This window comes from Acetobacter indonesiensis (assembly GCF_000963945.1).
GTDB lineage: Bacteria > Pseudomonadota > Alphaproteobacteria > Acetobacterales > Acetobacteraceae > Acetobacter > Acetobacter indonesiensis.
Genome location: NZ_BAMW01000006.1, coordinates 191,720 through 205,939 on the forward strand (window position 1 = coordinate 191,720; position 14,220 = coordinate 205,939).

The 14,220-nt window shown below is 54.2% G+C and carries 11 protein-coding genes; 5 read left to right on the plus strand and 6 right to left on the minus strand.

Translation table 11 applies throughout. The features are described 5' to 3' along the window. Positions 1–35 precede the first annotated feature (35 nt). Positions 36–1,859 carry a translational GTPase TypA gene (typA, locus tag Abin_RS02115; RefSeq protein ID WP_048844687.1) on the plus strand — a complete coding sequence of 608 codons (1,824 nt, stop codon included), beginning with the start codon at positions 36–38 and terminating at the stop codon, positions 1,857–1,859. A 109-nt stretch (positions 1,860–1,968) separates the two neighbouring features. On the opposite strand, the gene bla is transcribed toward typA, so the two are convergent. Continuing rightward, positions 1,969–2,832: a class A beta-lactamase gene (gene bla, locus Abin_RS02120; protein ID WP_048844688.1), complete on the minus strand. Its 864-nt coding sequence runs from the start codon at positions 2,830–2,832 to the stop codon at positions 1,969–1,971. 225 nt (positions 2,833–3,057) lie between these two features. On the opposite strand from bla, the gene pgm reads away from it, so the two are divergent. Both pgm and Abin_RS02130 read left to right on the plus strand, forming a co-directional pair. Beyond that, entirely contained in the window at positions 3,058–4,704 is a 1,647-nt protein-coding gene (gene pgm, locus Abin_RS02125) for a phosphoglucomutase (alpha-D-glucose-1,6-bisphosphate-dependent) (RefSeq protein ID WP_048844689.1), read from the plus strand. 256 nt (positions 4,705–4,960) lie between these two features. Further along, positions 4,961–5,287: a hypothetical protein gene (locus tag Abin_RS02130; protein WP_048844832.1), complete on the plus strand. Its 327-nt coding sequence runs from the start codon at positions 4,961–4,963 to the stop codon at positions 5,285–5,287. A 122-nt stretch (positions 5,288–5,409) separates the two neighbouring features. On the opposite strand, the gene Abin_RS02135 is transcribed toward Abin_RS02130, so the two are convergent. The 4 genes from Abin_RS02135 to Abin_RS02150 all read right to left on the minus strand — a co-directional run bounded on the left by Abin_RS02135 (position 5,410) and on the right by Abin_RS02150 (position 10,338). After that, positions 5,410–6,666, minus strand: a complete 1,257-nt coding sequence (locus tag Abin_RS02135; protein WP_048844690.1) for a D-amino acid dehydrogenase — start codon at positions 6,664–6,666, stop codon at positions 5,410–5,412. 4 nt (positions 6,667–6,670) lie between these two features. Next, positions 6,671–7,804 (minus strand): alanine racemase, encoded by a 1,134-nt coding sequence (gene alr, locus Abin_RS02140; protein ID WP_048844691.1) that lies wholly within the window; start codon positions 7,802–7,804, stop codon positions 6,671–6,673. A gap of 137 nt (positions 7,805–7,941) precedes the next feature. Beyond that, positions 7,942–8,961: an NAD(P)/FAD-dependent oxidoreductase gene (locus Abin_RS02145; protein ID WP_048844692.1), complete on the minus strand. Its 1,020-nt coding sequence runs from the start codon at positions 8,959–8,961 to the stop codon at positions 7,942–7,944. 156 nt (positions 8,962–9,117) lie between these two features. Continuing rightward, positions 9,118–10,338, minus strand: a complete 1,221-nt coding sequence (locus Abin_RS02150; RefSeq protein WP_048844693.1) for an NADP-dependent isocitrate dehydrogenase — start codon at positions 10,336–10,338, stop codon at positions 9,118–9,120. A 240-nt stretch (positions 10,339–10,578) separates the two neighbouring features. Between Abin_RS02150 and Abin_RS02155 the strand changes: the two genes are divergently transcribed. After that, positions 10,579–12,078 carry a peptide MFS transporter gene (locus Abin_RS02155; protein ID WP_048844694.1) on the plus strand — a complete coding sequence of 500 codons (1,500 nt, stop codon included), beginning with the start codon at positions 10,579–10,581 and terminating at the stop codon, positions 12,076–12,078. Positions 12,079–12,316: 238 nt separating this feature from the next. On the opposite strand, the gene Abin_RS02160 is transcribed toward Abin_RS02155, so the two are convergent. Beyond that, positions 12,317–12,481 (minus strand): hypothetical protein, encoded by a 165-nt coding sequence (locus Abin_RS02160; RefSeq protein WP_158319881.1) that lies wholly within the window; start codon positions 12,479–12,481, stop codon positions 12,317–12,319. Between the two features lie 350 nt (positions 12,482–12,831). On the opposite strand from Abin_RS02160, the gene Abin_RS02165 reads away from it, so the two are divergent. Then, entirely contained in the window at positions 12,832–14,172 is a 1,341-nt protein-coding gene (locus Abin_RS02165) for an alkaline phosphatase family protein (RefSeq protein ID WP_218026261.1), read from the plus strand. The last annotated feature ends 48 nt before the right edge of the window (positions 14,173–14,220 follow it).

The following is a 14,220-nucleotide window of genomic DNA, read 5'->3' on the forward strand; positions in this document are numbered from 1 at the left end:
GCGGCAGAACGCGCAGGGAACATCAGGCCTCTTTCATGGATATCCGCAATATCGCCATCATTGCTCACGTCGATCATGGCAAGACCACTCTCGTTGATGAACTGCTGAAACAGTCTGGCTCCTTCCATGAGCATCAGCACGTTGCTGAACGCGCCATGGACAGCAATGATCTGGAACGTGAGCGTGGCATCACCATTCTGGCGAAATGCACCTCAGTTGTCTGGAACAACACCCGCATCAACATTATCGATACACCCGGACACGCCGACTTCGGCGGCGAAGTGGAACGTATTCTTAGCATGGTTGACGGCGCTATCGTGCTGGTCGACTCCGCTGAAGGCGCGCTGCCGCAGACCAAGTTTGTGGTGGGCAAGGCTCTGGCCCGTGGCCTGAAGCCAATTGTTGTTGTGAACAAGATTGACCGTGGCGATGCCCGTCCGGACGAAGTGCACAACGAAATTTTCGATCTGTTCGCCGCCCTTGGCGCCAATGACGAACAGCTTGATTTCCCCATGCTGTATGCGTCTGGCCGTCAGGGCTGGGCCGATGTTGAGCTGGAAGGTCCGCGTAAAGACCTCAGCCCGATGTTTGAGCTGATCCTGAAGCATGTTCCGGCCCCTGCGCTGGACAAGGACAAGCCGTTCGCCATGACGGCAACCATCCTTGAAAACGACAACTTCCTGGGCCGCGTGCTGACAGGTCGTGTTGAGCAGGGCCGTGCGAAGGTTAACATGCCGGTTAAGGTGCTGCGTGCCGATGGGTCCGTGGTGGAAACTGGCCGTCTGACCAAGCTGCTGTCTTTCCGTGGTCTTGAACGCGTGGCAGTTGACGAGGTGGAAGCAGGGGACATTGTGGCTGTTGCCGGTCTGTCCGAAGCCACCATTCCTGACACCATTGCCGCTCCTGAAGTCGCAGATCCGCTGGTTGCCATTCCGGTTGATCCGCCGACGCTGTCCATGACGTTCCGTCTGAACGATGGCCCGCTGGGCGGCCGTGAAGGCAAGAAAGTAACGTCACGTCAGATTCGCGACCGTCTGTTCAAGGAAACCGAAGGCAACATTGCCATTCGTGTGACCGACAGCCCCGAAAGCGAAGCATTTGAAGTGGCAGGCCGTGGTGAACTTCAGCTTGGTGTGCTGATTGAAACCATGCGTCGTGAAGGTTTTGAACTGACCATCGGCCGTCCGCGCGTGCTGTTCCGCACGAACGAAGAAACCGGTGAGCGGGAAGAACCATACGAAGAAGTCACCATTGACGTTGATGAACCCTATTCCGGCGTTGTTGTGGAGAAGATGTCTCTGCGTAAAGGCCAGATGCAGGACATGCGCCCATCAGGCGGTGACAAGGTTCGTCTGACCTTCCTGATCCCGTCTCGTGGTCTGATTGGTTATCATGGCGAATTCCTGACCGACACGCGCGGCACGGGTATCATGAACCGTCTGTTCCACGGGTATCAGCCCTATGCTGGCACCATTGAAGGTCGCCGCAACGGGTCACTGATTTCTGCTGAAGACGGTGCGACCACGCAGTATTCCCTGTTCTCTTTGCAGGACCGTGGCACACTGTTTGTGGATGCTGGCGAAAAAGTTTACGTCGGCATGATCATTGGTGAGCATTCCCGCGAAAACGATCTGGAAGTAAACCCGATCCGCGAAAAGAAGCTGACCAACATGCGTGCGTCTGGCAAGGACGAAGCCCTGCTTCTGACACCCCCGCGTCGTATGTCTCTGGAACAGGCGATTGCCTACATTGAAGACGATGAACTGGTGGAAGTGACACCGTCAGCCATCCGTCTGCGCAAGCGTTATCTGGACCCGAACGAACGCAAGAAGCGTGAACGTAAGGGCGATGCCAGCTAAGGCTGCTTGAATATTGGGGTTCTGGTGCGTTTTCTTGGCGGACCAGAACCCTAAAAAGCCTGTGCGCAGTGATGCGACAGGCTTTTTTTATGAGCAAATTTTGACGCTATCAGATGCCAGCAAGTCGCGCTGCTACCAGAGACCCGATAGCGGCAAAGGCTGTGGCAAAGTCGGTTTCTGTCGGTTTGCCGCCTCGGGTATAGGCGGATACCAGAAGGGGCGTGTCTGATTTAGCCCAGATGACGGCAATATCACCCGCAGCATCTTTGCCGTTATTGCCCGTTTTGTCGCCCACAACCCAGTGCTTCGGTAAACCTGCGCGTAGTCGATGGGTTCCGGTCTGACACGCAATCATCCACTGCACCAACAAAGCCCGGGACAGCGCAGACAATGCCGGTCCGAGCGCTATGGCCTTAAGAACAGACGTCATGGCGGTCGGGGTCGTGGTGTTTTCCAGCCGATCCAGCGGTGTGCGATTTAATTCGGGCTCATAAGCATCCAGCCGTGTGGTGGTGTCCCCAAGGGCATGCCAGAAAGCAGTCAAGGCTGATGGGCCGCCAATATGGGTTAGCAGCAGATTGGCGCAGACATTATCGCTTTGTTCGACCGCACCGGCGCATAAATCGCGCAGGGTCAGTATGCCGCGTGCCAGATTGGCTTTGGCAACGGGCGCATAGAAATCTTTGATGTCAGCGGCGGAAAAAGGGAGGGTGGTCTCAAGCGTGTCATGACCTTGGTCAATGCGAGACAGCACACAGGCCGCCAGAGAAGCCTTGAATGTGCTGCACATGACAAACCGTTCCGACGCGCGCCAGCCAAGGCTGGCCCCGGTTACGACATTCTGCGCAAAAAATCCGATATGGCCCCCTGTCCTGCTTTCATAATCGGCCAACGCTTTGGGGGGCTGTGTCTGTGCCAGACTGGGTGAGGTCACAAACAGGGCGCTTGCTCCCAGAAAATGCCGTCTTTTCACCGTAACCCCTTATTAGTGCAGATGTGTCGGGGCAAATGCTGAACGATTTTGTCCTGTTTTGACAGACCTGATGAGCAAGCGCCCCAGTTTGGGTGAGAACGCTTTTCAAAAAGCCTTCAGGCACGAAGGGCTCTGGGCATCACGCCCGATACATGGTTTTCTGCGTGCAGAAGGCGTTCGGGCGTCAGGTCGAGAGCCTAGAAATATGTGAGGATTTTTTTAGCAATGTCCAATCTGAGCCCTCTGGCAGGAAAAACGCTGGCTCCGTCGCAGTTGACGGATATTCCAGCACTTCTTGCTGCGTATTATGATCGTAAGCCTGACGTTTCCATTTCAACCCAGCGCGTGTCTTTTGGTACATCCGGGCATCGTGGGTCTTCTCTGCACACCAGTTTCAATGAAAACCATATTCTGGCGATTTGCGAGGCGATTTGCCGCCATCGTAAGGCTGAAGGCATTGATGGACCGCTGTTTATCGGGATGGATTCCCATGCTCTGTCCGGTCCGGCACAGAAATCCGCCATTGAAGTCTTTGCAGCGCACGGCATTGATGTGCGTATTGATGGAAAAGGGGGTTACACACCGACCCCTGTTATTTCCCACGCTATTCTAACTTACAATAAAGGCCGTACGACAGGGTTGGCAGACGGGGTTGTGATTACGCCGTCTCATAATCCGCCATCTGATGGTGGGTTCAAATATAATCCCACGAATGGTGGCCCTGCGGATACGGCTATTACCAAAGCCATTCAGGATATGGCGAACGGATTTCTGGCCGATAATCTGAAAGACGTACAGCATCTGCCCTACGACCAGGCCAAGGAAGCCGCCTGCATTAAAGGGTACGATTACGTTACCCCTTATGTTGCTGATCTGGAGTCGGTCATCGACATGAAGGCCATCAGGGACGCGGGCGTAAAAATTGGTATTGACCCGCTGGGCGGTGCGGCTGTGGGGTATTGGCAGCCGATTATCGACCATTACGGTCTGAACGCTACAGTGGTAAGCGATGTGGTGGACCCGCAGTTTTCCTTCATGACGGCAGACTGGGATGGGCAGATCCGTATGGATTGCTCCTCACCCTACGCTATGGCGCGCCTGATTGAGATGGGCGACCGCTTTGATGTGGCGTTTGCGAATGACACCGATGCCGACCGGCACGGTATTGTGGCCATGCCTGACGGGCTGATGAACCCTAACCATTATCTGGCTGTGGCTATTGCCTATCTGTTCCAGAACCGTCCGGAATGGAGCAAGGATCTTGGGATTGGTAAAACGCTGGTCAGCAGTGGGCTGATTGATCGCGTTGCCAAGGATATTGGCCGTAAACTGGTGGAAGTGCCGGTTGGGCTGAAATGGTTTGTGCCCGGTCTGATGGACGGGTCACTTGGGTTCGGGGGCGAAGAAAGCGCGGGTGCGACCTTCCTGCGGCGCGATGGCACGGTGTGGACGACGGATAAGGATGGCATCATCCTTGGTCTGTTGGCGGCCGAAATCACGGCGAAAACGGGGAAAAACCCCAGCGCGCACTACCATGACATTATTACCCGTCTGGGCACGCCCTATTATGCGCGGATAGATGCACCAGCAAACCCTGAACAGAAGGCCAAACTGGGTAAGCTGACGCCAGATCAGTTCCCGCTTGAAATGCTGGCGGGTGACAAGATTATCAGCAAACTGACTCGGGCACCGGGCAATGATGCCCCAATCGGAGGGCTGAAAGTGGTCACCGAGCATGGCTGGTTTGCCGCGCGCCCGTCTGGTACCGAAGATGTGTACAAAATCTACGCGGAAAGTTTCAAAAGCGAAGAGCATTTGCGGGCCATTCAGGAAGAGGCACAGGCCGCTATTTCGAAGGTTTTTGCTGCCTGAAACCAGCATTTTGCGGCGTTGTCGGAGTCAGAAACGGGTTTCGGCACGCCAGCAGTATCAGATTGTGTCGGGATTAGGGTTGCCCTGCGTCAAAGTCACGGCAAGTGTCTGTTTTTAATCAATTAAAATGCAAGACGCTTTGTCTGAGGCATGATAAGACTCACAGCAAGCCAGCCGGATGCATGATACCATACAGCCCTCTGGCACTTATATCAGGGTCTTTTCAGGCCATGATGATTCCTTGGAGACATTTTTCATGATTTCTCGCCGTCTTCTCGCAGCTCTGTCCACCGTTGCTCTGCTGGGCGCTGCTGCTCCGTCTTTCGCTCAGGAAGCGTCTGCTCCGGCTGCTGCTCCTGCAACACCTGCTGCTCCGGCAGCTCCTTCTGCTCCGACAGCAGAAGCCCCGACAACGCCTGAAGCTGCTCCTGCTGCTTCTGGTGCCGCTGAAACAGGTAAGGAAGAAGGCACCAAGAAGAAGGGTAAGAAGCACCACGGTGGCAAGAAGCACCATCATGGCCACAAGAAGGCCAAGAAGGCAGCTGAAGGCGACGCATCTGCTACGGATTCTTCTGCTCAGTAATCAGAAAACTGTCTGGGGCTCTGGCTTCAGACAGTTTCTGCCTGATCAGGGTATCAGTCATGAAACAGGGCCGGGAGTATTCCCAGCCCTGTTTTTTTATGCCTGCTACTTGGAAAAAACGGTCAGCCGTAGCGGCTGAGGGAGAGATCAAGCGAAGGAATATCGGTCTTGCGGCCATGGATCATGTCAGCAATCAGGCGGCCAGACCCGCAGGCCATGGTCCAGCCCAAGGTGCCGTGGCCTGTGTTCAGCCACAGGTTTCTGAATGCGTCAGTCGGGCCAATAACGGGTGTGCCGTCTGGTGTGTTGGGGCGCAGACCGGTCCAGTACGTGGCAGCGGTCAGGTCTCCCCCACCGAACAGTTCAGAGAACGAGAGGGCAAGTGTTTCACGCCGGTCGGGAGTGAGACGCGTGTTATAGCCCGTTAGCTCTGCTGTGCCACCAACGCGAATACGGTTGCCCAGACGGGTAATGGCAACCTTGTAGGTTTCATCATTCACGGTGGAGTAGGGGGCGTGGCTTTCATCGGTCAGCGGAAGTGTGAGCGAATAGCCTTTGACCGGATAAACCGGCAGATGAATACCCAGCGGCTTTAACAAAAGCGGGCTGTAGCTTCCCATCGATACAACGTACGCATCGCCGCGCAGATGGCCAGCACTGGTCCGCACCGACATGATTTCATCCGCTGCGGCATCGACCCCTTTGACGGTGGTGCCATACAGGAACGTCACGCCTTGGGCTTCTGCCATTTTGGCCAGCCTCTGGGTGAAGATATGGGCATCACCCGATTGGTCGCCCGGTAGATACAGGCCAGCTTTCAGCAGGTGGCGGGCGTGAGCAAGGCCCGGTTCGTGCTCCAGAATCTGATCCACTGTCAGCAAGCTGTGGGGAATATTGCTTTCTGCCAGCAGCCGCATATCGCGCTGAGTTTTATCAACCTGCTTGTTAGTGCGGAAAAGCTGGATCAGCCCCCGCTGACGGTCATCATAGGTCAGGCCGGTTTCTTCACGCAGGGTGTCAAGGCAGTCACGGCTATATTCCGCAATACGCAACATGCGCGATTTATTGATGTCGTAAGAATGGGCGTTGCAGTTCTTCAAAAACTGCTCCAGCCAGCGGAACATGGCCAGATCAAAGCGTTTACGGATTACCAATGGGCTATGGTCACGCTGAAGCATCCATTTCATGGCCTGCAACGGCATGCCCGGTCCCGCCCATGGTGTTGAATAACCGGGTGAGACCTGCCCGGCATTGGCAAAGGATGTTTCAAGCCCCGGTGCAGGTTGACGGTCAACCACCGTGACTTCATGCCCAAGTTTGGAGAGATACCAGGCAGAGGTGGTGCCGATGACGCCGGCGCCGAGAATAATAATTTTCACGGTGTCATCCTTTCCGGGGACTATGGTGTATGCGGTGGTAGCGTGAGCCGAGGTCGGTTAAAAGTTCGTAGCCGATTGTGTCTGCCAGAAACGCTGTTTCATCAAGGGGGTTATGGGGGCCAATCAGGTCAAACGCCACGCCGGGGGCGATGGGCTGCCCTGCAAGATCGGTGATATCAACTGCCAGCGAGTCCATGGAGATACGCCCGATTATTGGCAGTTTGATGTCAGGCCGGTCTGGCAGAACAGCAAAACCCCGTTGCCCTAACCGTCTTGGAAAGCCGTCACCATACCCAATGCCCAGTAAGGCAATGTCCGTGGAGCGTTTTGTTGTGAAGGTTGCCCCGTAACCCACAGAGGCCCCGGCCGGGACATGGCGGGTCTGAATAACGCGTGCCTGAAGGCGGATAGTAGAGCGCATCGGGTTAGGTTGCCCCGGTGTGGGGTTAATGCCGTATAGGGCAGCGCCCGGCCTGACCAAATCAAACCGCCACTCCGGCCCCAGAAAAATACCTGACGAGGCTGAAAGGCTGGCGGGAGCAGACGGCAAAAGCGCGCGAAGCCGAAGGAAATTGTCTAACTGGGTTCGATTTTGCGGGTGATCTGATGTGTCACTACAGGCCAGATGGCTCATGACAAGAACCGGCTCTATGCCCTGTAAGCCGTTAGTCTGATTTGCCAGAGCGAGAACATCGCTCTCGGACAGCCCGAAGCGGGACATACCGCTATCGACCTGTAGGGCCGCGGGAAGTGGGCGACCATGCTGGTGTGCAAGACGCTGCCATTCGTGGAGCTGTGGCAGGCTGTTCAAGACAGGTAGAAGGTTATAGGTCAGGAAAGCCGCACTGGTTTCCGGTGGTGGCCCGTGTAGCACGAAAATACGGCAGTCATTACCCAACAACGGCCGGAGTGCGACACCCTCAGCAACGTGCGCTACAAAAAACGTCCGGCATCCGGCATCGCGCAAAACCGGGGCAATTTCTGCCAGCCCCAGCCCATATGCATTGGCTTTGACCGCAGTCCCGGTTTCCGTTGCAGGCCCAACAAAAGTCTGAAGCTGTGTGTAGTTGGCGGCAATAGCTGACAGGTCAATCAGCAGCCGACCACCTTCCCATCCATCGTCAGGTGGTTGGGTCATGGCGTGTTGCCGACCGCTTGCGCACAGAAAAGAAGATTATTCTGTTGTGTGGCTGCACACATGACCTGAAATACTCTCCCTTCCTGATACGGCCTTTTATTTAGTCCTAACAAACGGGTTACGCAAAAACAGCCTAATCAGGCTGCGGGCACGCCCTTGCTGGTGGAATATTCAAAATGCAAAGCCTGATCCGGGTTTACAATCGGGTAGATGGCATGGGCTGCCATAGCCCCTTCACTGAAGCCTTGCAGGATCAGTTTCAGTTTGCCCGGATAGGTTGCGACATCCCCAATGGCAAAGACGCCGGGCATGTTGGTTTCACAGCTTGATGGCACCACCGGAATGGTTGACCGAATGGTATCAACACCCCAACGGGCAATGGGACCAAGATCAGTCGCCAGCCCGAAGAAAGGTAGCAGAACATCGGCTTCCAGTTTGCGGGTTGCGCCGTCCAGATCAGCCACTTCCACGGCTTCCAAAGCGCCGTTCTGTCCGTGCAGCGCGTGCAACTGATAGGGCACAACTTTTTCAATCTGGCCTGCCGCGACGGCTTCATCCAGCAGGCGCAGGCTTTCCGGTGCGCCCCGGAAGCGATCACGCCGGTGAACAAGATAAAGTTTTTCAGCAGAGTCTTTTAACGCCAGTGCCCAGTCCAGCGCGGAATCTCCGCCGCCAGCAATAACAATACGGCGGCCGTCGAAGTCAGCTTTGCGGCGCACATAATACTGCACAGCGCCGGTGCCTTCAAAGGCATCAAGACCATCCAGCGGGGGGCGGTTTGGGCCAAACGCGCCAGCCCCGGCGGCAATGATAACCGCTTTGGCTTTTACCTGTGTGCCTTTGTCCGTGCCAAGCGTGAAGTCTCCACGATGTCCGGTCAGGCTTTCAATCCGGTGCTTCAGCAGGCGGGGAATGGCAAAAGGCTCAATCTGTTTTTCCAGACTGGCAATAAGCTGCGCGCCTTCAACTGCGGGGCAGGCCGGAATGTCATAGATCGGTTTTTCAGGGTAAAGTGCCACGCACTGACCGCCAACTTCTGGCAGAACGTCAATTAACAGACACCGCAGGCGCAGCATGGCGCACTGGAAGGCGGCAAACAGCCCGGCTGGGCCTGCGCCGATAATAGCAACATCTGTTTCAATCGGCATGTCAGTCATGGCGCGGCGGATCTCCCCCTTGGTCCGGCTGATGAAGGCAGTGTTTTTGCGCTACCGGCGCGATGTGTGCAATGGGCAGCGCCAGAATGAAGGGCATAAAAAAGAGGGAGCACCGAGAAGTGCCCCCTCTACTAACTCTTCAGAGCCTGTAAAATGTCAGGACTTGGCGAGTTCTTTCTTCAGGCCAGCGTCCAGAACATCCAGGAACGGCTGCGTATCAAGCCAAGTGGTGTCTTTGCCAACCAGAATGGCCAGATCCTTGGTCATTTTGCCAGATTCCACGGTGTCGATGCACACTTTTTCCAGCGTTTCTGCAAAATGCACAACGTCGGGGGTGTCATCAAACTTGCCACGATAGGCCAGCCCGCGTGTCCATGCGAAAATAGACGCAATCGGGTTTGTGCTGGTGGGCTTACCCTTCTGATGTTCACGGAAATGGCGGGTCACTGTGCCGTGGGCGGCTTCGGCTTCAACCACATCGCCCGTCGGGTTCAGCAGAACAGAAGTCATCAGACCCAGACTGCCGAAGCCCTGTGCCACAATGTCGCTCTGCACGTCGCCGTCATAGTTTTTACATGCCCAGACATAGCCGCCGTTCCATTTCAGGGCGCAGGCTACCATGTCATCAATCAGGCGGTGTTCGTAGGTCAGGCCAGCTTTTTCAAAATCGGCCTTGAATTCCTTGTCATACACTTCCTGAAACACATCCTTGAACATGCCGTCATAGGCTTTCAGAATGGTGTTCTTGGTTGACAGATAAACCGGCAGCCCACGGTCACGACCGTAGGACAGAGACGCACGGGCAAAGCCTTCAATGGACGCACGCGTATTGTGCATGCCCAATGCAACACCGGGGCCTTTGAAGTCATGCACATCCAGCGTTACGGTTTCTCCGCCGCCTTCTGGCACGTAGGAGAGTGTTACCTTGCCGGGGCCAGGAATCTTGGTTTCTGCTGCACGGTAGATGTCACCATAAGCATGACGGCCGATAACAATTGGCTTCGTCCAGTGCGGAACCAGACGCGGCACGTTTGAACAGATGATGGGTTCACGGAAAATGGTACCGTCAAGAATGTTACGGATAGTGCCGTTGGGTGAACGGTACATCCGCTTCAGACCGAATTCTTCTACGCGGGCTTCATCAGGCGTGATGGTGGCGCATTTGACGCCCACGCGATATTTGTTAACCGCTTCTGCGGCTTCAACCGTAACCTTGTCATCTGTCGCATCACGATGTTCGATGCCCAGATCATAATATTTCAGGTCAATGTCGAGATAGGGCAGAATCAGCCGCTCCCGGATGAAATGCCAGATAATACGGGTCATTTCATCGCCATCCATCTCTACGATGGGGTTTTTGACCTTGATCTTTGCCATGGTGAAATCCGTTCAAGAAAAATCGCGAAAATTTGCACTCTGCGTATGGGCATCATGCAAAAGGCGGATGAACGGAGTAAGCGGCCTGCGCCGCGCACGCTATTCACATTCCAGACAGGACAGGTTGTGCAACTGTATCAAAATGGTGCACCCCAAAGCAGAAAAGGCCGGTTTGCCGCAGCTTGCATGGGGTGGGCATATCTGTTCTAGGGAGTGTTATCACAATATGGTCAGGACTTTATGACGGCATCTTTGTCTTCTTCGCCAACGCGGACGCAGTCTTTCTCAGTCGTGCTGGCAATAGAACTGTGGGAACGGTTCGGCTTCTACGGCATGCAGGGCATTCTGCTGCTGTATATGGTGCAGCGCCTGGGGTTTGAGGATGCTCAGGCCAATCTGCTGTGGGGTACGTTTTCAGCCGTAACCTATGCCGCCCCTGCTATTGGCGGGTGGATAGGCGATGCCCTGCTTGGCACCCGGCGCACCATGACAATGGGGGCGGCGGTTCTGGCGCTGGGTTATGGCCTGCTGGGGCTGGATATGGGCGGCCAGATGGCGCTGTTTGTTGCTTTGGCGGTTATTGCCATTGGCAATGGACTGTTCAAAGCAAATTCGGCCAATCTGGTGCGGCGTATTTATGAAGGCGATGATGCACGTATCGATGTCGCCTTCACTATTTACTATATGAGCATCAATGTCGGTTCGACATTTTCTTTGTTGCTGACGCCATGGATGCAGCAGAACTATGGATGGGGCCCGCCCTTCCTGCTGTGCGCTGCCGGTTTGGTGTTTGGCCTGTGCTGCTACGGCATTTTTCGCGGGTGGTTGCGCCATATTGGGTCCGCCCCTGATTTTAGCCCCATTGTCTGGTCACGGATGGGGGCCGTATTGGGCGGTGTTGCCATAACACTGGTTGTGATGGTGGGTATTCTCGATTTCCCCGCCGCTGGCCGCGCATGTGTCTGGATTGCTGCCTTGGCAACAGCCATTATCTGGGTGTTGTTATACCGTCGGGCAGCCCCCGCCCAACGCCCCGGTTTGCGTCTGGCCTATCTGCTGATTGTGCAGACCATGCTGTATTTCATTTTCTACCAGCAGATGGTCACGTCCCTGACGCTTTTTGCGCTGCGGGATGTCGGGTCTGATTTCAAACTAGGGGGCATGACCTTATTTTCAATGTCTGCGGGGCAGTTTCAGGCGTTGAACCCGGTATGGATTATGGCTGCTAGTCCATTGCTGTCATGGCTGTATAAAGCGATGGAAAATCGTAGCTGGAAGTTCCCCATTGCCGAGAAGTTTATTGTCGGCTTTTCTCTAGTAGCCGTTGCGTTTCTTATCTGGTGGGTGAGTGCTGCAACAAGCACTACGTTGGTTTCGCCGTGGGTCATGTTCTGGGCCTATGGTGCGCTTTCTGTCGGTGAACTGCTGATCAGCGCTTTGGGGCTGGCTGTCGTGGCCCGTTATGTGCCTGCACATGTTGGTGGCTTCATGATGGGAAGCTATTGTGTGTCAAACGGTGTGGCCATGTATCTGGGCAGTATGCTGGCTAATCTGGCCGCAATGGGCAACACGGTTTCGGGCACGGATATCGCCACGACCATGCCTATTTATGCCGGTCTTTTTCGCACGTTGTTCTTTCTGGCTGTGGGATGCACAATCCTGTTTATACTCTGTCTTCCTTTTACCCGCCGGTGGGACGCACAACATCGTGCCGGACAAACAGGGCAAGAGGCCGCCTGATGTGAAAAGGGATAAGTAGGTTTGAAAAAGGGCGGGTAGCAATGCTACCCGCCCTTTTTAATATGTGACTTAAAGAAGACGAACTTTAAGAAAAGAACCTTTTATTCTCTGCTTTCCACTGCATTTAGATAATATGGATAAAACCTTATTTTGGATTCAATAAAATTAGCTTTTTAAAGAAAAGGGACAGTAAATCTAATAACCTGTCTACAGTTCAAGAAATTAAACTACACCATGTTTACACTGCCTGTGGTGTATCGTTCACATCCAGCGTCATCTCTTCAGAAATATCTGTGTCCAGATTCGATGTAGCAGGTCTGGTGAACAGGAAGCTCTTGCGCCACTGGTCATGTCGGCGTTGCTGCTGAAGGTCTTCCTGTTGGCAGTTATCCTGCGAAAGCACTGTTCTTCTCCCGTCGTGAGCGCGGCAGTTTGGCTGCCGCTGTTATTTTGCGGTGACAACGTGAGAGGGGGCTAAAAGTTCACTAGAAAGAATGCATAAAGGCTTTGGGCGGTCTTTACGCGCTTATTACAGTTTTCAGATGATCGCTAGAGCGTTGGGTAACGGGCCGATGCTTGCGCTAACAACGCACTCCAATGTTTCAGCTTTCTGACACATCTTCGTGCGTGGTCTTCCCGCACTCCGAGCGATACAGAGGAAGAGGCGTTTACCCAACTCTACCCCGATTATGTCTCGGGCATCATTTCAATCATTTGCTGATTTCATGCCTGCTCCAATGGAGTGTTTGAGTAATGGTATCTTCTGGATTTTTGAAAATTCTGTTTCTGGGGAGTGTTCTGTCCACGCTGTCTGCGTGTGCGCAACAACCGCAGATCCGCACGGCCCCACCGCATGTGCTGATGATTTCCCTTGATGGCATGAAGCCTGACTACGTTCTGCATGCGCAGCAGCACAGATTGTCCATGCCGGTTCTTACACAGTTTCTAACACAGGGAACCTATGCCGAGGGCGTACAGGGTGTCTTGCCAACGGTAACATACCCTAGCCATACCACCATGATTACAGGTGTCTGGCCCGCACAACACGGGATTTATGCCAACACCATTTTTGCCCCGGAAGGCACCCACCCCGGTGAGTGGTATTGGTATTATCAAGCTATTCAGGTACCAACTTTGCTACAGGCGGCAAAGGAGCATCACCTTACGACTGCCTCTGTCAGTTGGCCTGTGACAGTTGGTGCGCCCGTGGATTATCTGATTGCGGAATTTGCTCAGTCTGAACAGACGGGCCTGCCAAAAGGGGCAACTGTTAATCCGCCTGATCTGAAACAAAGTCTTCAGATCAAACCCTTCCATACTGCTTCTGCCGATGAGAAAAAGACAGTGTGGAGCATTGGCATTATCAAGCAATATAATCCGCAGTTCATGCTGGTGCATCTGACCGATCTTGATCATCAGGAGCATATGCATGCGCCCTTCAGTGCGGAAGCCAATCAGGCAGCCGAAACGCTGGATGGGCAGGTAGGGCGGTTGATTGATGCGGAACTTCAGGCAAGCCCGGATGCGCAGATTGTTGTGGTTTCAGATCATGGTTTTGTCAGGATTGACCATAAGGTTGCCCTGAATTTGGTGTTGGCTAAAGCTGGTCTGCTGACACTTTCTTCAGACAATGGAAAACCGCGTATTACCGCATGGGACGCGCAGGCGTGGGAGTCTGGCGGTTCATCTGCCATTATTTTACGCAACCCGCAGGATCAGGCTTTGGTTGCTCGTGTTTCTCAGGTTCTAAAAGACCTCGCCGCTGATCCCCATTATGGGATTGATCGTATTCTGACGCATGATGACGTTGTGCGGCGGGGAGGAAACCCGGCGGCGAGCTTTGTTATCGATTTCAAGATAGGATATGCCGCATCTGGTAGTCTGAAAGGGAATAGTGTGAAAACTATTCCCACGGCAGGCACGCATGGTTATTTACCCAATAATCCAGAACTTTACTCACTTTTGCTCATGAAAGGGCAGAATATACCGGCAGGGCGTAATCTGGGTGTTATTGATATGCGTCAGATCGCGCCAACAGTGGCGCATCTTCTGGGCGTAACGTTGAAGGATGCGTCATTGAAATCCGTTCTTTGACTGGGTTTTGATAGCACTCATTTTTGCGAGAAATAAAAAAAGCCTGAT

Excerpts from the sequence above, each read along its gene's own strand:
- Abin_RS02150 (WP_048844693.1), bottom strand. The coding sequence starts at position 10,338 with ATGGCAAAGATCAAGGTCAAAAACCCCATCGTAGAGATGGATGGCGAT.
- pgm (WP_048844689.1), top strand. The coding sequence starts at position 3,058 with ATGTCCAATCTGAGCCCTCTGGCAGGAAAAACGCTGGCTCCGTCGCAG.
- alr (WP_048844691.1), bottom strand. The coding sequence starts at position 7,804 with ATGACCCAACCACCTGACGATGGATGGGAAGGTGGTCGGCTGCTGATT.
- typA (WP_048844687.1), top strand. The coding sequence starts at position 36 with ATGGATATCCGCAATATCGCCATCATTGCTCACGTCGATCATGGCAAG.
- Abin_RS02155 (WP_048844694.1), top strand. The coding sequence starts at position 10,579 with ATGACGGCATCTTTGTCTTCTTCGCCAACGCGGACGCAGTCTTTCTCA.
- Abin_RS02145 (WP_048844692.1), bottom strand. The coding sequence starts at position 8,961 with ATGACTGACATGCCGATTGAAACAGATGTTGCTATTATCGGCGCAGGC.
- Abin_RS02165 (WP_218026261.1), top strand. The coding sequence starts at position 12,832 with ATGGTATCTTCTGGATTTTTGAAAATTCTGTTTCTGGGGAGTGTTCTG.
- Abin_RS02130 (WP_048844832.1), top strand. The coding sequence starts at position 4,961 with ATGATTTCTCGCCGTCTTCTCGCAGCTCTGTCCACCGTTGCTCTGCTG.